Genomic DNA, 17,638 nt, shown 5'->3' on the forward strand with positions numbered 1-17,638 from the left:
TCTCCTCCGCTCTCAGAACAGGTCGACGTCGACTTCCATTTGCGTCTTCGCGCCAGCGCGAGCTACGCGAATGTGATACGCGGTCTCCGGCAGCAGCTTGGCGAAGTAGAACCGCGCGGTGGCGAGCTTCGACTCGTAGAATTTGTCGCCGCTGCCTTGCTTGTCGAGCGCGATACGTGCCATGCGCGCCCAGAAGTAGGCGAACACGAGATGACCGACCACGCGTTGATACGGCACGGCTGCCGCACCGACTTCGTCCGGGTTGGCCATCGCCTTCATACCGATTTCCATCGTCAGCTTCTGGACCTTGTCGCCGATGTCCGCAAGCGGGTTGACGAACTCCTGCATCTCTTCCTTCACGCCTTCGGCTTCCACGAAGTCCTGCACGAGCTTGCCGAACTTCTTGAGCTTCGCGCCCATGTCGCCGAGCACCTTACGGCCCAGCAAATCGAGCGCCTGAATCGAGTTGGTGCCTTCGTAGATCATGTTGATACGCGCATCGCGCACGTACTGTTCCATGCCCCACTCGGCGATATAGCCGTGGCCGCCGTAGATCTGCAGCGCGTGGTTCGTGCACTCGAACGCGTTGTCGGTCAGGAACGCCTTGATGATCGGCGTGAGCAGCGCGACCAGATCGGCAGCCTCGCGACGCTCGGCTTCGTCGCCATGCGACAGTTCCTTGTCGATATGCAGCGCGGTCCAGTACGAGAACGCGCGGCCGCCTTCCACATAGGCCTTCTGCGTGAGCAGCATGCGGCGCACGTCCGGATGCACGATGATGGGATCGGCCGGCTTGTCCGGTGCCTTCGGGCCGGTGAGCGAGCGCATCTGAATGCGTTCCTTCGCATACGCCAGCGAGTTCTGATAAGCGACTTCCGTCAGCCCCAGCCCCTGCATGCCAACGCCCTGACGCGCGGCGTTCATCATCACGAACATGGCGTTCAGGCCCTTGTTCGGCTCGCCGACAAGCCAGCCACGGGCGCCATCAAGGTTCATCACGCAGGTGGCGTTGCCGTGAATGCCCATCTTGTGCTCGATGGAACCGCACTTGATACCGTTGCGCTCGCCCGGTGCGCCATTCGCGTCGGGGATGAACTTCGGCACGACGAACAGCGAAATGCCCTTCGTTCCCGGCGGCGCATCCGGCAGGCGCGCCAGCACAAGATGGATGATGTTGGCGGCCATGTCGTGCTCGCCGGCAGAGATGAAGATCTTCGTGCCGGAGATGGCATACGAGCCGTCGCCGTTGGGCTCGGCCTTCGTGCGCAGCATGCCCAGATCGGTGCCGCAGTGCGGCTCGGTCAGGCACATCGTGCCGGTCCACTCGCCGGAGACGATCTTCGGCAGGTAGTTGGCTTGTTGTTCGGGGGTGCCATGGGCGTGCAGGCACTCGTAGGCGCCGTGCGACAGGCCGGGATACATCGTCCATGCCTGGTTGGCCGAGTTGAGCATCTCATACAGGGCGTTGTTGATGACCTGCGGCAGGCCCTGCCCGCCAAACTCGGGATCGCACGCCAGTGCCGGCCAGCCGGCATCGATGTATTGACGATAGGCCTGTTTGAAGCCGGTCGGCGTGGTGACGACACCGTCGCCCGCGTACTTGCAGCCCTCGCGATCGCCCACTTGATTCAGCGGGAAGACCACTTCACTACAGAATTTTCCGGCTTCTTCCAGCACCTGATTGATGGTGTCGGCATCGATGTCCGCGTGCTTCGGCAATGCCTTCAATTCGTTTTCCACGCCCAGCAGTTCGTGCATCACGAATTGCATGTCGCGCAGGGGCGCGTTGTACTGTCCCATGACCTACTCCTCCGAACAAATCGAATTGAATCGCGGACGGCTCGCGCCTCACCCGCGCTGATAAGACGAAATCAGTTTTTCCAGTGCCACCCGGGTCATGTCGACGGCGCCGGGCTCCCGAAGGAAACGCGCGTCGTGATGCAGGCCGAGTGTCAGGCTGTACATTTCAAAAAGCATCAGGCGCGGATCGGTGTCCGCACGCAGATGTCCCTCCTCCTTCGCTTGCGTGATGGCGCGCAGCAGGGCAGATCGCCACAACCGCACGCTCTTCACCAAGGCTTCGCGTACCGGGCTGGCCGCGCGGTCGTCGTACTCGACCGCACCGCTGATATAAATGCAGCCCGTCGTCACTTCGCGAATACGCTTGTCTATCCAGCGGTCCATCAGCACTCTGAGACGCGGCAGGCCGCGCGGTGCTTCCATGCTGGGAGCGAACACCTCTTCCTCGAAGCGCCTGTGGTATTCCATCAGCACTTCGATCTGCAAGTCTTCGCGGGAACCGAAGTGCGCGAAGACGCCGCTCTTGCTCATTTGCATACGATCGGCCAGCAAGCCGATCGTCAGTCCCTCGAGTCCGTCCCGCCCCGCCAGCTCCAGCGCGGCATTCAGGATTGCGGCACGTGTCTGTTCACCCTTTCGCATGTGTATGGCATCGCTATCGTTATCCGTTCCCCGATGCTAACCAAAAAATCGAACGGCCGTCCTATTATTGGGGGGCGCCCATGGGCGAACAAGGAATTTATTAGATCGGAATACCTAATCGGTTTTGTTGCCCAGAGGGGCTTCGGCCGTGACTGCACAAGGGCCGCAGGCATAGCAGGCAGGCGGAAAGCCGCCGGCAGCCGGTCGGTCGTCAGTCGTGGGTCAGTCGTACTTACCGCGTGTGAGAACCTTCATCACAAGGCGATAGAGGCGGTAGGCCGCCCATTGGCGCAAGCGCCGCCAGCGGGAGCGTCCGCCGTAGCAGTGGGGGTCGATGAGACGCGCCTCGGCGAAGGCCTGGCGGATATGGTCGCGCAGCTCGATGACCACCGGGTCGTCGAGCACGACCACATTGGCTTCGTGATTCACGAACAGGGACAAGGCGTCGAGATTCGACGAGCCGACCGTTGCCCAGACATCGTCGACCACGGCCACCTTGCCGTGCAGTTGCCGCATGTCGTACTCGCCGATACGAACGCCGGCGTCGAGCAACTTGGCGTAAAGCCATGGCACTGCCGTGTCGAGCAGACGAAACTCCTTGCGACCGATCAGCAGATGCACTGACACACCGCGCCTGGCCGCCTGTGTCAGTGCGCGCCGCAGCCGCCGGCCGGGCACGAAGTAGGGATTTGCGAGCCAGACTTCATGACGAGCGTGACCCAGTGCCATCAGATAGGCTTTTTCGACCGCGCGGCGATTGTGCAGATTGTCACGCGCCACGAAGGCGGCCTGACCGCCATACGGCGCATGTAGTCGTCCGCGTTGCCCGCGACGCCGGTGACGAAACGGCGTGCCCAGATACCCTGGTGCGAGACGCTGCCACTGAACATGAAATGCAATGGCGATCTCGGCAACGATGGGCCCCCGGCATTGCACGGCGAAGTCCCAACGCGGATCGCTCATGCGCGCACCACCTCCACCGTTGAAGTCGTCGACGATATTGATGCCACCGACAAAGGCCACTTCGTGATCGATGATGGCAAGCTTGCGGTGCGTACGCGAGAAACCGAACTTGCCGAAAAGACGCGGATTGTAGATGCGATGCGTCATCCCGCTCTCACGCCAGTCGGCGAATAGTGCCAGGCGCTGGCTGGTACCGAGGCCATCGGTGATGACACGTACCTCAACCCCACGTTGTGCAGCCCGTTGCAGCGCCGCCGAGACGTTCGCCCCAGCCTCGTCGGCCTCGAAGATGTACGTCTCGAGGGCAACTTCGCGAGTGGCGCCGTCGATCGCCGCGACAAGTGCGGTGAAGTAGTTCTGACCGAGGTAGAGCAGCGTCAGATCATTGTTGTGAGAGAACGGAAGATACTTGCTCATCGGCGCGCGACGCAGCGGCTAGCGCACGCGCAACGGCAACTGCCGGACGGCATCGCCGTTCGAGGGTGAAAAACAGCGCGCAGCGGCCTCTTCCCATGGCAACCAGGCGTAGGCGACGTGCTCGCGCGGCGCGAGCGTCACGGCGGTATTCTCCGGCACGCACAGTCCGAACCAGTGCTCCGTGTTGCGCGTGACACCCGGCGCGTAGCGATGCGCCCAGCGCGGATAGATGTTGTACTGAATTTTGTGCTGCCAGTCGGTCAGGGCGGTCGTGGGCACTGCCGTCCCGTCCGCCACGCGGATGCCGGTCTCTTCGAACACTTCGCGCGCAGCCGTCTCGACCAGCGGCTCGTCGAGCCGATCCTTGCTGCCAGTGACGGACTGCCAGAAATTTTCGGCGTCGGCACGTTCGATGAGCAGGACGTCGAGCGCCGGCGTATAAATCACGACAAGCACGGATTCGGGAATCTTGAAGGGCTTCATGCAGGCGGCGGTAGCTTGGGTTCGACTCATGAACAACGGAAGACCAGCGACGAAGACCGGTTTGAGCGCCTCATTGTAATGGGCAATGGCACTGTCTCGTTGCTGCAATGCCGCGTATTAGTCCGAAATACGCCGCTGCACGGCGTTCCAGTAGCTGAGCGGCAGATCGTCAGGGCGCGCTGCGCTCACATCGATCCACGCGAACGCCGAGTGTTCCTCACTGCCGGCCAGCGATGAGCCGTCGCCGGCTTCGCGATGGCACTCAAAGAAAACGAGCATGACGTGGCGCGCGGGAATGACCTCGAAAGCCGCGCTCCCCGCATAGCTCACCCCCGCCACTTGCCAACCACACTCTTCCAGCACTTCGCGCCGCACCGCGTCTTCGAGCGATTCGCCCGGCTCGGGCTGGCCCTCTGGCAGTTCCCATTCGTCGCGAGGATTCCGGGCGAACAACACCGTGTCGCCTCGTCGCAAGATCGCTTTGGCACTAACGATCATCTTCCCCTCCAAAGACAAAACCCCCTCGCCTTTCGGCCGAGGGGGTTCGAGTTCAGCACACCGGCGTTTGCCAGTGCCGTCATGGCTGCCGTCAGGCCTTCGGCGCTTCCGGCTGACGCAGACGGATGTGCAATTCGCGCAGTTGACGCTCGTCGACCGGCGACGGCGCCTGCGTGAGCAGATCCTGTGCACGCTGCGTCTTCGGGAACGCAATCACGTCCCGGATCGAATCGGCGCCCGCCATCATCGTGATGATGCGGTCGAGGCCGAAGGCGATACCGCCGTGCGGGGGCGCGCCGTACTGAAGCGCGTCGAGCAGGAAGCCGAACTTCGCACGGGCCTCTTCCTCACCCAGCTTGAGCGCGCGGAACACCTTGCTCTGCACGTCTTCCTGGAAGATACGGACCGAACCGCCACCGATTTCCCAGCCGTTCAGCACCATGTCGTAGGCCTTCGCCAGGCACTTGCCCGGATCGGTCTCGAGATAGTCGATGTGCTCGTCCTTCGGGCTCGTGAACGGGTGATGGCAAGCAACCCAGCGGGCATCTTCCTCGTCGTACTCAAACATCGGGAAGTCGACGACCCACAGCGGACGCCAGCCGGCTTCGAACAGGCCGTGACTCTTACCGAATTCCGAGTGACCGATCTTCAGACGCAGTGCGCCGATACCGTCGTTGACAACCTTCTCCTTGTCGGCACCGAAGAAGATGATGTCGCCGTCTTGTGCGCCGGTGCGTTCGAGAATCGAGGCAACCGCAGCGTCGTGCAGGTTCTTCACGATCGGGCTTTGCAGACCGTCGCGACCCTTGGCCACTTCATTGACCTTGATCCACGCCAGCCCCTTTGCGCCGTAGATCTTCACGAACTCGGTGTAAGCGTCGATTTCGCTACGCGAGATCTCCGCACCGCCCGGCACGCGCAGCGCGACCACACGGCCGCCCTCGGTCGTGGCCGGCACCGAGAACACCTTGAAGTCCACGTCGCCCATCACATCGGTCAGCTCGGTGAACTCGAGCTTCACGCGCAGATCGGGCTTGTCGGAGCCGAAGCGACGCATCGCTTCCGAGTACTCCATGACCGGCACCTTGGTGTCCAGATCCACGTTGATCGCTTCCTTGAATACGTGGCGGATCATGTTCTCGAACAGATCGCGAATTTCCTGCTCCGACAGGAACGAGGTTTCGCAGTCGATCTGGGTAAATTCCGGCTGACGGTCGGCGCGCAGGTCTTCGTCGCGGAAGCACTTGGTGATCTGGTAGTAGCGGTCGAAGCCGGCCACCATCAGCAACTGCTTGAACAGCTGCGGCGACTGCGGCAGCGCGAAGAACATGCCGGCGTTCACACGCGACGGCACCAGATAGTCACGCGCGCCTTCCGGCGTGCTCTTCGTGAGCATCGGGGTTTCGATGTCGATGAAGCCTTGCGCGTCCAGATACTTGCGCACTTCCATCGCCACCTTGTAGCGCAGGCGCAGGTTGTATTGCATCTGCGGACGACGCAGGTCCAGCACGCGATGCGTGAGGCGCGTGGTTTCCGACAGGTTTTCGTCGTCGAGCTGGAACGGGGGCGTGACCGACGGGTTGAGCACTTCCAGCGCGTGGCACAGCACTTCGATCTTGCCGCTCGTCAGGTTGGCGTTCTCGGTGCCGGCCGGACGGCTGCGCACCAGGCCCGTGATCTGCACACAGAACTCATTGCGCAGGCCTTCGGCGGCCTTGAACATCTCCGCGCGGTCCGGATCGCACACGACCTGCACCAGACCCTCGCGATCGCGCAGGTCGATGAAGATGACCCCGCCGTGATCACGGCGGCGATTGACCCAGCCACAAAGCTTGACCGTTTGGCCCAGTTGTTGCTCGGTCACCAGACCGCAGTAGGAGGTACGCATGGACATTTTGCTGTTCCGATTTTCAAAAAATGGCGCCGGCGATTCCCGGTGGCTCATAGGAGCGGGCCGGGACGTTGCTGGCGCGGGTTGTGGGCGGGCGCCACCACGCCCATCGATACGATGTACTTGAGGGCCGCGTCGACCGACATGTCGAGCTCAACGACGTCGCTCGCCCGCATCATCAGGAAGAAGCCTGACGTTGGGTTCGGCGTCGTCGGGACATAGACGCTCACGTAGTCGCCCTGCAAGTGATTGACCACATCGCCGCCCGGCGCGCCGGTCAGGAAGGCGATGGTCCAGGAATCCGCATGCGGATAACGCACGAGCAACGCCTTGCGAAACGCGTTGCCGTTGCTCGAGAGCAATGTGTCGGACACCTGCTTGACGCTGCCGTACAACGGTCCAACGATGGGAATGCGCGTCAGAACGGCCTCCCACCAGCCGACCAGCTTCTGGCCAATGAAATTATGCGCCAGAAGACCGACGACGAAAACGAACGCCAGCGTGACCACCACGCCGAAGCCCGGCACGCGCATGCCGATGAGGCGCGACGGCTGCCATTCGTCCGGCAGCAGCAGCAAGGTCTGATCCATCGTGCCGATGATCAGGCCCAGCACCCACAGCGTGATGGCGAGAGGCACCAGCACCAGCAGGCCGGTGAGGAAAATCGTCTTCAGCGCGGGTTTCTTAACGCTCATGGCAGGACTCGCGAATATTGGCGGCTATGGGGTGTCAACGGGGCTTCACAGCGCCAGGCGCCACGGGCGCCCGGTGGCTGCTTCGTACTATCCGCACGCCAGGCCGCCAGGCTCGGCGTGCAATGTCTTGTCTCGTTCAGTGGCAGGCGCAACCGCCACCACAGCTTGCCGCCGGAGTGCCGGACGACTCGCCGCCGGACGACGATGCCGACGACGCGCTCTCGCCCGACGCTGCCGCCGGTGCCTCCGCAGACGACAACGCTCCCGCAGCCGGGGCGCTCGTGCCGCCCGAACCACCGCGGAAGTCAGTCACATACCATCCCGACCCCTTGAGCTGGAACCCGGCCGCAGTCACCTGCTTGCGAAACGTGTCCTTGCCGCATTCCGGGCATTGGGAGAGCGGTTCATCGCTCATTTTTTGCAGCACATCCTTGGCGAAACCGCATGTTTCGCAACGATAAGCGTAGATAGGCATGATTCTTCCGACGGGAAAAGGCGCGCAAAGCCTTGAATTATAACCGCTTCACAAGGCTTTCGGGATTTGTCGGAGATATATGGGGCCACGGTCGAGCAAGATCAAGACGGCAGCGTGCCCGCACTTGGCGTAGCGGGTACGCCTCCTGCCGTCACATGCCGTCAGATCGTCGAAATCTGCTGCTCCGGCGGCTGATCGCGCGCCGACGCGGGTTGCAGGAGCGAGCCGAGCACCATGCCGGTGATCGACGCCAGCAAACCGGCCAGTTGCGGCGGCACCAGCGCATCGGGCGCCATCGCTTCGCAGGCGATCCACACGATCAGCCCGAAGAAGACGGCCAGCGTGCCGCCCAGCGAACTCGAACGCTTCCAATACAGACCGAACGCCAGCGGCACGAAGCAGCACACGAGCGTGACCTTGTACGCGCTTTCGACCATCTGGAAGATCGAGGCCTTCGAATTCAGTGCGTACACCAGCACGAGCGCCGTGAAGCACAGCACAACGATGCGCATGAGGCGCAGCAAGTGCTTGTCGTCGATACGGCCCTTGAGCATCGGGCGAACGATGTTCTCGGCAAACGTCACCGACGGCGCCAACAGCGTGGCCGACGCGCAGCTCTTGATCGCCGAGAGCAGCGCACCGAAGAACATCACCTGGGCGACGATCGGAACACTAGTGAGCACCAACTGCGGCAAAATCTGTTGCGGATCGGTACCGATGTACTTCTGCACCATCGACGGGGCAATCAGCAGCGCGGAGTAGGCGAGGAAGATCGGGATGAACGTGAAGAAGAAATACAGCACGCCGCCCGTCACCGAGCCGGAAACCGCGATGTTCTCCGACTTGGACGACATGACACGCTGGAACACGTCCTGCTGCGGAATCGATCCGAACATCATGGTCACGCCGGCCGCAATGAACGCCAATACGTCCGCAGGATTCATCTCCGGCAGGAACACGAACTTGCCGGCCTCCGACGCGTGCTCGATCACGGCGCTCGCCCCGCCCGGCACCATACCCGAGACGACCACGGCGATGTACACGAGGCCGACAACGATGATGATCATCTGGATGAAGTCGGTCACCGCCACCGAGATCATGCCGCCGAGCAGCGTGTAGGCCAGCACCGAGACCGCGCCGACGATCATGCCCGTCGGCTCCGACATCGCACCGCCCGACACGGTATGGAACACGAGGCCCAACGCCTTGATCTGCGCACCGACCCAGCCGAGGTACGAGATCACGATGGCGATGCTGGTCACGAGTTCGACCGTGCGGTTGTACTTGAGCTTGTAGAAGTCGCCGATCGTCATCAGGTTCATGCGATACAGCTTGCGGGCAAAGAACATGCCCACGAGAACCAGACACATCGACGACCCGAACGGATCGGAAACCACGCCGCGCAGCCCTTCCCCGAGGAAGGTGGCGGGGATGCCGAGCACCGCTTCCGAGCCGAACCATGTGGCGAACACCACGGCCACGACCATACCGTAGGGCAAACGGCGGCCGGCAACAGTGAAATCTTTGGTATTGCGGACCTTGAGGGCGGCCAACAGTCCGATGGCCACCGAAATGACCCAATACAGAATGACAAACCAAATCAGCATAACGCGGCCCCAGCCAAGCCCCAGGGCGACGGTCATGGCGGAGCGGCGTCAGCACGGGCGTGATCCGGCCGCATGAAGCCGCCGCGCGAGCTAACGATACCGAGCCTTGGGCCGCAGCCTTCCGGGCAACAGAAAATCAGGTCGAGCATGACGGGGCTGATGCGATTCAGCACTCGGGGGCGCCCGTTTTGCCACCTGGCGAAAAAATTTCCGGCCGATTATAGCGGCGTGAAAGACGCGCGGGGAAAAAATCACAATTCCCCTCGTGGATCATGGCAAATATCGGGAAATGCCCAGTGTCCGGAGCGACTTACCGGCAGTTGGCGTCAACGCTTGGCTACGGTCAGTTCGCCGCAACGGTAGGTTGCGGCTCAGCGGCGGCGCCAGACCATCCAGTGTTCGGCCCCAGCGAAGACCGGCACCGAGTCGTCGACCCGCCGATTCGTCTCGCAGACGAAGTCCTGGGCCAACAGGGTGTCAAGCGCGTCGGGAGCGATGCCGAACGGCGGGCCCTTTACCGTCTCTTTGAGGAAGAAGAATCCGGCCAGACGCGCCCCTTGCGGCAGCAGTTGCGCCATGCGGCGGGCATAGTCCTGCCAGAGTGTGCGAGGCAAGGCGCAGAGAAACGCCCGCTCATAGATCAGGTCGAGCGCGAACGGCGGGGTGTAGGTGAAGAAATCGGCCTGCTCGACAAGCGACGCACGCGGCCCCAGCTGGGCCTGCGCCGATTCGACGGCGACCGGAGAGAAGTCGATGGCCCGCACAGGCCAACCTTGGGCATCGAGCCACGCTGCTTCATACGCCGCGCCGCAACCTGGAATCAGCGTGGCGCGCGGTACGCTCTCGGCCGCCACGAAATCGCGCAGCGCCTGCGGCACGCCGGCGGCATCCCACGGCATGAAGGCGTTTGCGAAGCGTTCATCCCAGAATTCCGCGCGCGAAGGATCGCGGTGGGAAAAAGATGGAGCAGATGGAGCAGATGAAGCGGACGGCACGGATGGCGTCGACGGCACGGTTGGTGGCACGGGTGCCCCGCCCGCCTCCGGGCGGTCATCGCCGCGAGGCGCAGCGGGCATGACATACATCTTCCGAGCGAAGGGCACCGTCGGCTCCTGTCTGGGAATCAGCTATAGAGCCAGACGAACGCCGCCAGCACGCCGATGGCGAGCCCGCCCACCAGACAGAACGCGCCCGTCAGCAACCGATTGGTGCGGCGTTGCTCCTGCAACAGCGCAAGCAGCAGCGTGTCGTCTTGCGGACGTGCATGGGCCGCCAGCGCCTGATGAATGAGACGCGGCAGTTGCGGCATCGTCTTGCTCCACTGCGGCGCCTCGGTCTTCAGGCGTTCGAGCCAGCCGCGCGGGCCGATCTGCTCGGCCATCCAGCGCTCGAGGAACGGTTTGGCCGTCTTCCACAGATCCAGATCCGGATCGAGCTGACGACCGAGTCCTTCGATATTGAGCAGCGTCTTTTGCAGCAGCACGAGTTGCGGCTGAATCTCCACATTGAAGCGGCGCGACGTCTGGAACAGACGCATGAGCACCAGCCCCAGCGAAATTTCCTTGAGCGGCCGGTCGAAGTACGGTTCGCAGACCGCGCGAATGGCCCCTTCCAGTTCTTCGACGCGCGTGTCCGACGGCACCCAGCCCGACTCGAGGTGCAGCGAAGCCACCCGGTGGTAGTCGCGACGGAAGAACGCAAGGAAGTTCTGGGCCAGATAATTCTTGTCGAATTCGGACAGCGCGCCGACGATGCCGCAATCAAGCGCGATGTAACGGCCGAACGTTGCGGGGTCGAGGCTGACGAGAATGTTGCCTGGGTGCATGTCGGCGTGGAAAAAGCCGTCGCGCAGGAACTGCGTGAAGAAAATCTCGACACCCTCGCGGGCGAGCTTCTTCAGATCGACCCCCGCCTCGCGCAGCACTTCGATCTGGCTGATCGGCACCCCGTGCATACGCTCCATCACGAGAACGAAGCTGGAGCTGAACTCCCAGTAGATCTCGGGCACCATCAACATGCCCGAGTCGAGGAAATTGCGGCGAAGCTGCGCTGCGTTGGCGGCTTCGCGCATCAAATCGAGTTCGTCATGCAAATACTTGTCGAATTCGGCAACCACCTCACGCGGCTTCAGACGCTTGCCGTCCGGCCACAGGCGCTCCACCCAGCCCGCCAGATCGCGCATGAGCGCCAGATCGCTGTCGATCACGCCGAGCATGTTCGGGCGCAGCACCTTGACTGCGACTTCCTTGCCCGCATGTTCGCCATGACGAATGCGTGCGAAGTGCACCTGCGCAATCGACGCGCTCGCAACCGGCGTGCGCTCGAACTCCACGAACACCTCTTCGAGCGGGTGCCCCAGCGACTTCTCGATGGCGGCGCGCGCCACCTCGGGATCGAACGGCGGCACCTGATCCTGCAGTCGGGCCAGCTCCTGCGCAATGTCGGGCGGCATCAGATCGCGGCGCGTCGAGAGCACCTGTCCGAACTTCACGAAGATCGGGCCCAGCGATTCGAGAGCGAGACGCAGGCGTTCGCCGCGCGGGGCCTTCAGTCCGCTGCGTCCGAACGACAGCACGCGCAACACGCCGCGCGCGAAGGGATGGGGAATGCTCGAGAGCACCAACTCGTCGAGCCCGTATCGATAGCAGACGAAAAAGATCTTGATCAGGCGCAGAAGACGCATCGGTCAGCGGCCTCCCTGAGTGCGGGATGCCGGGGCGGGGGCGCTGTCGCGCACGCCCTTCTGGCGTTCGAGCTTTTCGATGCGTTTCTCCAGACGCGCGAGGTCGTCGCGCAATGTACCGATATCGTTACGTATCGCGTCGAGGCGCCCACGCGCCACGAGCAGCGGATTCTCTTCCACGAGGTAATCGGCGAGCGACCGTGCCAGCGTGTCGCCGGTGCGGCGCGCGCTGGCCACGGCGGCCTTGCCGGTCTGCGTCACCCGATGGGCGGCGGCGTCGCCGATGACCTTGCTCAGGTCTTCGGCCACCTCCCAGCGCAGGTGCTGGGCAAGATACGACACAGTGTTGGCAAACTCGGCATCGCCTTCGATCTTGACGTGGCGCATGACGGCGGCCTGACCGCCCCCCGCGAAATCGGCGAGCGCTGCCGGTGGCACCGAGATGCTGACGTCGCAAGGCAGGTTGGCCTCGGCGGCGGCAAGGTAGCCGTCGTCACCCACGCGCAGACGCAGGTCGATAGCCGACATCGCGAGCCGGGCAGACGCGCCGATATGATGGCGCAAGCGCTCGCGCGCCCACGGTTCGCGGGCAAGCAGGTGGTTCACGGTGGCGGCAAAGGCTTTGGCGGCTACGGTCATGAGCTTGGCGGCCGGCCGGACTGAACACCGGTCGTACCGAAAGACGCCGCCCGGCGATGCATTGCGGACGGCAAAAACAAAAGAGCCCGCGCTTCAAACGCGGGCTCTCATTGTAAGGCAGGTTACGGCAAAAACGGCGCGAGGCTTAGAGCTGCTGAATTCCGGCGAGCACCCAGCCACCGCTGCCGGCGACCGGCTTGGTCAGGTTCCACGCCTCGTTGAACGGCTCGGCCGGTGCGCCTTCGGCTTCGCGGATCAGGCCCGAGAAGCGAACGCTTGCCATGTACTCGGTCGCCGTTTGCTCGATGCCGAGCAGTTCGGCGTCGAGTTGCACGACGTCCGTACGGTTAGTCGACTTGCCGCGCTCTTCGAGGTCCATCTTGATTTCCGCGAACATCTGCGGCGTGGTGAACTCGTTGATATCGGCCTGATCGCCCTTGTCCCATGCGGCTTGCAGACGGTTGAAGTACACCTTGGCACTACGCAGGAAACCCTCGACGTCGAAGCCGGCCGGCACCCCGAACGGGGCAGCAGCGGCAGCACCGGCAACGGCGGCCGGCACAGCCGACAGCGACGGCTGAGCGGACGGCGCCGGTTGCGACGACGGTTGCTGCTGGCTGTCCCACGACTGACGCAGGGTGTTGTTCGACGCATCGTTGCCTGCGCCTGCATAGGCCGGCGTCTGCGACTGCGACTTATTGCCGCGGAAACGACGGATCAGCCACAGGGCGGCAAAAGCGATCAGCGCAATGATGATGACGTTGGCCATCATGCTCGCGAAGGCGCCGCCCATACCGAAGTGCGACAGCAGCGCCGCGATACCGAGGCCAGCGGCCAGACCGGCGATCGGGCCGAGCCAGCGATTGGCCGGCTTGGCGGCGGCGGCCCCTGCGGCCCCCGCACCTGCGGCAGCCGGCGCGGCTTGCTGCGGCGCAGCGCCCGGTGCGGCTTGCGCCGGTTGTTGCGGCGTTTGCTGGCGTTGCGTCACGGTGTTGGACTGCTTGCCGATGCTCCGGCCGCCGCCAACGCGTTTGGCGTCGGCATCCGCGATCGTCATGCCGACCGCCAATACGCCGGCCACTACGCCCAACAACAGCTTGTTTTTCAGGAACTGGAACATCGTTCTGGTCTCTCCGTGGAGTTTATAGGTTGCTGTCTACTGACATGCGTCAACCCGAATGGTTCAGCACTTTTTTACGTATTGAAACCGGATTAGGCGACGACCGATTCTGCCACAGCAAAATTAGCTTGTACTTAGAGAAGCGCCCCGGCGCGGAATTTTTCCGTAAACCGAGGCACTGGGGCGAATCAGGTAAGTGAGTGCTTAGTTTTCCGACGCGTCAGAACTTGCGTCCGATATGCAGCGCGACCACGCCGGCGGTCAGGTTGTGGTACTCCACGCGCTCCAGACCGACCTCTTCCATCATCGTCTTGAGCGCTTCCTGGTCGGGATGCATGCGAATCGACTCGGCCAGATAGCGGTAGCTCTCGGCGTCGCCCGCAATGCGCGAACCCAGCCACGGCAACACCTTGAAGGAATAGGCGTCGTACGCCTTTTCCAGCGGTTGCCAGACTTTCGAGAACTCCAGCACCATCACCTTGCCGCCCGGCTTGATGACACGGCGCATTTCCGCGAGGGCGGCGTCCTTGTGGGTCATGTTGCGCAGGCCGAACGCCACGGTCACCACGTCGAAATAATTCGACGGGAACGGCAGCTTCTCGGCGTCGCACAGTAGAGTCGGGGTGACGATGCCCGCGTCGAGCAGGCGATCGCGGCCCACGCGCAGCATGGATTCATTGATGTCGGTGAGCCAGACCTCGCCGGTCGGGCCGGCGGCACGGGCGAACGCCTTCGACAGATCGCCGGTGCCACCCGCGATGTCGAGCACCTTGAAGCCGGGGCGCACGGCAGCGCGCCCGATCGTGAAGGCCTTCCAGATCCGGTGCAGGCCGCCCGACATCAGGTCGTTCATGATGTCGTACTTGCTCGCGACCGAATGGAACACCTCGGCAACCTTGCCGGCCTTTTCCTTCTCGTCGACGGTTTCGTAACCGAAGTGGGTCTGTTGGCCCATTGCAATCTCCAAAATCATGTGAGCGGGCGCACACTCGGCGGGCGCCCCGCCGGGGCCTCAATGGTGGTGGCAGCCGCCGGCAGCCGGCGACGGCATCGGCGTGTCGCGGTCGACACCCGCCGCCGCGAGCTTGTCCAGGTATTCCTGCCACAGGGCGTCCTGACGCACGCACAGCTCGTAGAGGTAATCCCACGAATAGATACCGGTGTCGTGGCCGTCCGAAAAGACCGGTCGCACCGCGTAGTTGCCGATGGGCTCGAGGCCGTTCAGCGTGACGTCACGCTTGCCGGTTTGCAGGGTCTCCTGTCCCGGCCCGTGACCGCGCACTTCCGCCGATGGCGAGAGCACGCGCAGCAATTCGAACGGCAGGCGGTAGTGCGTGCCGTCCTCGTAACCAAGTTCCAGCACCTTTGATGCGCGATGCAGCGTCAGGGAAACGGGAATCGGCGTGTCTTTCTCCAGCCCAGCCATTGTCTTGCTCCAGAAGAATCGGTCGGTGTGCCGACATGCGGCACATCGGCCGGCAGTATAGCCGCTCAGGTCCCAACGGTCATGCCGGCCACGCCGGAACACGATCCAATTCTGCCACGATAGCCCCGCGCAGCGCGGGCATCCAGGCCGCGCGTTCGGCCAGCACTGGCTGTGGCACCTCGCGTTGCGGCGCACTCCAGACCGAACCGGGGAAATGGACGTCGTCCCGATATCGCGGAATCACGTGCCAATGCACATGCGGCACCATATTGCCCAGGCTGGCCACATTGACCTTGTCGGGCGACATGGCCGTGCGCTGGGCGGTCTCGACGCCAAACACCACACGCATCACGTGTTCGCGCGCGGCTTCGGGTAAATCGCTCATCTCTGCAACATGGGCATGCCAGATCACCCGCGCGAAGCCCGGATAGCCAGGTTCGTTCGCAAGCACCACGCGCAGCACCGGATCGCGCCACACGACTTCCCCGCCATCCCCCGTGCAAAACGGACACTCCATGATCGTTCTCCCTTTGTTAGCCTGACATGCGCCGACGCCGGTACCGCCACCGGAACCGGCTCGCGTCAGTGTTTCCTGCTCTTCTTGCGCTTGCCAGTGGCTGGGTCCACCGGTCCGAGCGCGAGTTCGGCGAAATCGATCTCACTGAGCAACTCACGCAACGTCTCGTCGTTGATTCGATGGGTAATGCGCAAACGCGACAACTCCACGCGCTCGGCTTGCAGCGACGCCGCCCGCAACCGACGCTCGACTTCGACCTCGCGCACCGCACGCGCGCGCATTTCGTCGGTGGCGCTCGACACGTTGAGCGTGCGGCGATAGCGTCCCATGACCCGCGCGGCGGCTTCGGCACAAACAGCGGTATCGAGTTCGTCGCCCGACTTGGCGATCACTTTTTGCAACGATTCGATGGCCCGAATGGCGGCCTCCGAGGCCGCCAGCCGCGCTTCGCTCAGTTCGCGATTGCGCATGTCCTCCGCGGGCCAGCGAACGCCGCGCAGCAAGATCGGCAACCCGACGCTGCCCCCGATCAGCGAGAGCAGGATCACGCCTGCGGCCAGAAAGATCAGCAGATCGCGCCCTGGGAACGGCGCCCCGCCCGGCAATGCCAGCGGCACCGAGAGCGCGCCGGCCAACGTCACCGCGCCGCGCACGCCCGAGAGGGCCGTCACGCCGGTAAAGCGCATGCCGGGCTTCATCGTGATTTCACCGCGTCGCATGCCGAGGAAATACATCGCCCGCCACGCCACCCACACCCAGCAGAAGCGCAGCACGATGAGAACCGCCGAAATCGCGCCGACGTAGAACATCAACTCGCCGAGATTCGTGAGCGTGCCCCACAGAGGCTCGCCCGGGGGCAGTGCGGCGCGCACGATGTCCGGCAATTGCAGACCGAGCAGCACGAACACGGCGCCGTTGAACACGAATTCGAGCATCGACCACACGCCGTTACCGAGAATGCGCGTCGCGGTGCGGGAGTTGAGCAAGTCTGTCGAGCTAACCGTCATGCCAGCGGCCACGGCCGCGAGAATGCCGGAAAAACCAAAGTGTTCGGCCAGCAAATAGGCGGCGAACGGCAGCAGCAGCAGAAGCAGCACGACAGTGGCGGGCTCTTCCGCGGACGCGTGCATCACCCGGCGATGGAATTGCGTGAAGAGCCACGTCACGGCCCAGCCGGCGAGCAACCCGCCCAGCGCGATGACGAAAAAGGAGAACGTCGCGCTGCCGATGGAGAAGAGTCCCGTGGTGGCGGCAACGAGCGCGAACTTGAAGACGACGAGGCCCGACGCGTCGTTCATCATCGCCTCGCCCTCGAGCACATGCATCAGCCGCGTGGGCATGCGCATGCGTCCGGTGAGCGCGGAGACAGCCACGGCGTCGGTCGGCGAGAGCACGGCGCCGAGCGCGAACGCCACGGCGAGCGGAATCGACGGAATCATCCAGTGGATGAAATAGCCCACGCCGAGCACGGTGAAGATCACCAAGCCGAGCGCCATGGCGATGATCGGCACGCGCAGGTGCCAGAACTCGCGTTTGGGCATGCGCCAGCCGTCGGCGAAGAGCAACGGCGGGATGAACAGCAGGAAGAAAATCTCGGGGTCCAGATCGATGTGCAGCCCCGCGCCCGGGTAGGCGAGCGCGGCGCCCACGGCGATCTGCACGAGCGGTACCGGCAGGAATCGCATGAAGCTGACCAGCACGCCGGTCAGCGCCACCACGAACAGCAGGATAAGTGCTGTGTAGACTACTTCCATGCCACCTCCGTGGCCCGTCGGTCAAGCA

General features: G+C 63.4%; 17 protein-coding genes. All 17 read right to left on the bottom strand.

The features are described 5' to 3' along the window. Positions 1-12: 12 nt before the first annotated feature. The 17 genes from PHO31112_RS10275 to PHO31112_RS10355 all read right to left on the bottom strand — a co-directional run bounded on the left by PHO31112_RS10275 (position 13) and on the right by PHO31112_RS10355 (position 17,610). Positions 13-1,800 carry an acyl-CoA dehydrogenase C-terminal domain-containing protein gene (locus tag PHO31112_RS10275; protein ID WP_150620424.1) on the bottom strand — a complete coding sequence of 596 codons (1,788 nt, stop codon included), beginning with the start codon at positions 1,798-1,800 and terminating at the stop codon, positions 13-15. Between the two features lie 48 nt (positions 1,801-1,848). Continuing rightward, positions 1,849-2,442 carry a TetR/AcrR family transcriptional regulator gene (locus PHO31112_RS10280; protein WP_010805074.1) on the bottom strand — a complete coding sequence of 198 codons (594 nt, stop codon included), beginning with the start codon at positions 2,440-2,442 and terminating at the stop codon, positions 1,849-1,851. A gap of 222 nt (positions 2,443-2,664) precedes the next feature. Beyond that, on the bottom strand, positions 2,665-3,822 hold the full coding sequence (gene clsB / locus PHO31112_RS10285) for a cardiolipin synthase ClsB (protein WP_150620425.1): 1,158 nt from the start codon (positions 3,820-3,822) through the stop codon (positions 2,665-2,667). 18 nt (positions 3,823-3,840) lie between these two features. Continuing rightward, positions 3,841-4,335: a dihydroneopterin triphosphate diphosphatase gene (gene nudB, locus PHO31112_RS10290; RefSeq protein ID WP_425495175.1), complete on the bottom strand. Its 495-nt coding sequence runs from the start codon at positions 4,333-4,335 to the stop codon at positions 3,841-3,843. Between the two features lie 87 nt (positions 4,336-4,422). Continuing rightward, positions 4,423-4,803, bottom strand: a complete 381-nt coding sequence (locus tag PHO31112_RS10295) for an NUDIX domain-containing protein (protein WP_150620426.1) — start codon at positions 4,801-4,803, stop codon at positions 4,423-4,425. A 91-nt stretch (positions 4,804-4,894) separates the two neighbouring features. Further along, positions 4,895-6,697 carry an aspartate--tRNA ligase gene (aspS, locus tag PHO31112_RS10300; protein WP_150620427.1) on the bottom strand — a complete coding sequence of 601 codons (1,803 nt, stop codon included), beginning with the start codon at positions 6,695-6,697 and terminating at the stop codon, positions 4,895-4,897. A 47-nt stretch (positions 6,698-6,744) separates the two neighbouring features. After that, the gene (locus PHO31112_RS10305) at positions 6,745-7,389 is read right to left on the bottom strand and encodes a DUF502 domain-containing protein (protein ID WP_010805070.1); all 645 of its coding nucleotides are present in this window, start codon (positions 7,387-7,389) and stop codon (positions 6,745-6,747) included. A 136-nt stretch (positions 7,390-7,525) separates the two neighbouring features. After that, positions 7,526-7,864, bottom strand: coding sequence for an FmdB family zinc ribbon protein (locus PHO31112_RS10310; protein WP_150620428.1), 339 nt, complete (start codon positions 7,862-7,864; stop codon positions 7,526-7,528). Positions 7,865-8,025: 161 nt separating this feature from the next. Further along, positions 8,026-9,471, bottom strand: a complete 1,446-nt coding sequence (locus PHO31112_RS10315) for a high affinity choline transporter 1 (protein ID WP_150620429.1) — start codon at positions 9,469-9,471, stop codon at positions 8,026-8,028. 371 nt (positions 9,472-9,842) lie between these two features. Beyond that, positions 9,843-10,496 (bottom strand): methyltransferase domain-containing protein, encoded by a 654-nt coding sequence (locus tag PHO31112_RS10320; protein WP_343042732.1) that lies wholly within the window; start codon positions 10,494-10,496, stop codon positions 9,843-9,845. 98 nt (positions 10,497-10,594) lie between these two features. Further along, positions 10,595-12,154 (bottom strand): ubiquinone biosynthesis regulatory protein kinase UbiB, encoded by a 1,560-nt coding sequence (gene ubiB / locus PHO31112_RS10325; protein ID WP_150620430.1) that lies wholly within the window; start codon positions 12,152-12,154, stop codon positions 10,595-10,597. A gap of 3 nt (positions 12,155-12,157) precedes the next feature. Then, on the bottom strand, positions 12,158-12,793 hold the full coding sequence (locus PHO31112_RS10330; protein WP_150620431.1) for a ubiquinone biosynthesis accessory factor UbiJ: 636 nt from the start codon (positions 12,791-12,793) through the stop codon (positions 12,158-12,160). Positions 12,794-12,938: 145 nt separating this feature from the next. Beyond that, positions 12,939-13,913 (bottom strand): Tim44 domain-containing protein, encoded by a 975-nt coding sequence (locus PHO31112_RS10335; RefSeq protein WP_150620432.1) that lies wholly within the window; start codon positions 13,911-13,913, stop codon positions 12,939-12,941. A 220-nt stretch (positions 13,914-14,133) separates the two neighbouring features. Then, positions 14,134-14,868 (bottom strand): bifunctional demethylmenaquinone methyltransferase/2-methoxy-6-polyprenyl-1,4-benzoquinol methylase UbiE, encoded by a 735-nt coding sequence (gene ubiE, locus PHO31112_RS10340; RefSeq protein WP_150620433.1) that lies wholly within the window; start codon positions 14,866-14,868, stop codon positions 14,134-14,136. Positions 14,869-14,925: 57 nt separating this feature from the next. Further along, complete coding sequence (locus tag PHO31112_RS10345) at positions 14,926-15,339, bottom strand: gamma-butyrobetaine hydroxylase family protein (protein ID WP_010805062.1); 414 nt, start codon at positions 15,337-15,339, stop codon at positions 14,926-14,928. A gap of 79 nt (positions 15,340-15,418) precedes the next feature. Continuing rightward, positions 15,419-15,856 carry an HIT family protein gene (locus PHO31112_RS10350; protein WP_150620434.1) on the bottom strand — a complete coding sequence of 146 codons (438 nt, stop codon included), beginning with the start codon at positions 15,854-15,856 and terminating at the stop codon, positions 15,419-15,421. 65 nt (positions 15,857-15,921) lie between these two features. Beyond that, positions 15,922-17,610, bottom strand: a complete 1,689-nt coding sequence (locus PHO31112_RS10355; protein WP_150620435.1) for a Na+/H+ antiporter — start codon at positions 17,608-17,610, stop codon at positions 15,922-15,924. Positions 17,611-17,638: the final 28 nt, after the last annotated feature.

This window comes from Pandoraea horticolens (genome assembly GCF_902459555.1).
In the GTDB taxonomy this organism is placed as follows: domain Bacteria; phylum Pseudomonadota; class Gammaproteobacteria; order Burkholderiales; family Burkholderiaceae; genus Pandoraea; species Pandoraea horticolens.

Excerpts from the sequence above, each read along its gene's own strand:
- PHO31112_RS10355 (WP_150620435.1), bottom strand. The coding sequence starts at position 17,610 with ATGGAAGTAGTCTACACAGCACTTATCCTGCTGTTCGTGGTGGCGCTG.
- PHO31112_RS10315 (WP_150620429.1), bottom strand. The coding sequence starts at position 9,471 with ATGCTGATTTGGTTTGTCATTCTGTATTGGGTCATTTCGGTGGCCATC.
- aspS (WP_150620427.1), bottom strand. The coding sequence starts at position 6,697 with ATGTCCATGCGTACCTCCTACTGCGGTCTGGTGACCGAGCAACAACTG.
- ubiE (WP_150620433.1), bottom strand. The coding sequence starts at position 14,868 with ATGGGCCAACAGACCCACTTCGGTTACGAAACCGTCGACGAGAAGGAA.
- PHO31112_RS10295 (WP_150620426.1), bottom strand. The coding sequence starts at position 4,803 with ATGATCGTTAGTGCCAAAGCGATCTTGCGACGAGGCGACACGGTGTTG.
- PHO31112_RS10275 (WP_150620424.1), bottom strand. The coding sequence starts at position 1,800 with ATGGGACAGTACAACGCGCCCCTGCGCGACATGCAATTCGTGATGCAC.
- PHO31112_RS10280 (WP_010805074.1), bottom strand. The coding sequence starts at position 2,442 with ATGCGAAAGGGTGAACAGACACGTGCCGCAATCCTGAATGCCGCGCTG.
- clsB (WP_150620425.1), bottom strand. The coding sequence starts at position 3,822 with ATGAGCAAGTATCTTCCGTTCTCTCACAACAATGATCTGACGCTGCTC.
- PHO31112_RS10330 (WP_150620431.1), bottom strand. The coding sequence starts at position 12,793 with ATGACCGTAGCCGCCAAAGCCTTTGCCGCCACCGTGAACCACCTGCTT.
- PHO31112_RS10305 (WP_010805070.1), bottom strand. The coding sequence starts at position 7,389 with ATGAGCGTTAAGAAACCCGCGCTGAAGACGATTTTCCTCACCGGCCTG.
- PHO31112_RS10345 (WP_010805062.1), bottom strand. The coding sequence starts at position 15,339 with ATGGCTGGGCTGGAGAAAGACACGCCGATTCCCGTTTCCCTGACGCTG.
- nudB (WP_425495175.1), bottom strand. The coding sequence starts at position 4,335 with ATGAGTCGAACCCAAGCTACCGCCGCCTGCATGAAGCCCTTCAAGATT.
- PHO31112_RS10310 (WP_150620428.1), bottom strand. The coding sequence starts at position 7,864 with ATGCCTATCTACGCTTATCGTTGCGAAACATGCGGTTTCGCCAAGGAT.
- PHO31112_RS10335 (WP_150620432.1), bottom strand. The coding sequence starts at position 13,913 with ATGTTCCAGTTCCTGAAAAACAAGCTGTTGTTGGGCGTAGTGGCCGGC.
- PHO31112_RS10350 (WP_150620434.1), bottom strand. The coding sequence starts at position 15,856 with ATGGAGTGTCCGTTTTGCACGGGGGATGGCGGGGAAGTCGTGTGGCGC.
- ubiB (WP_150620430.1), bottom strand. The coding sequence starts at position 12,154 with ATGCGTCTTCTGCGCCTGATCAAGATCTTTTTCGTCTGCTATCGATAC.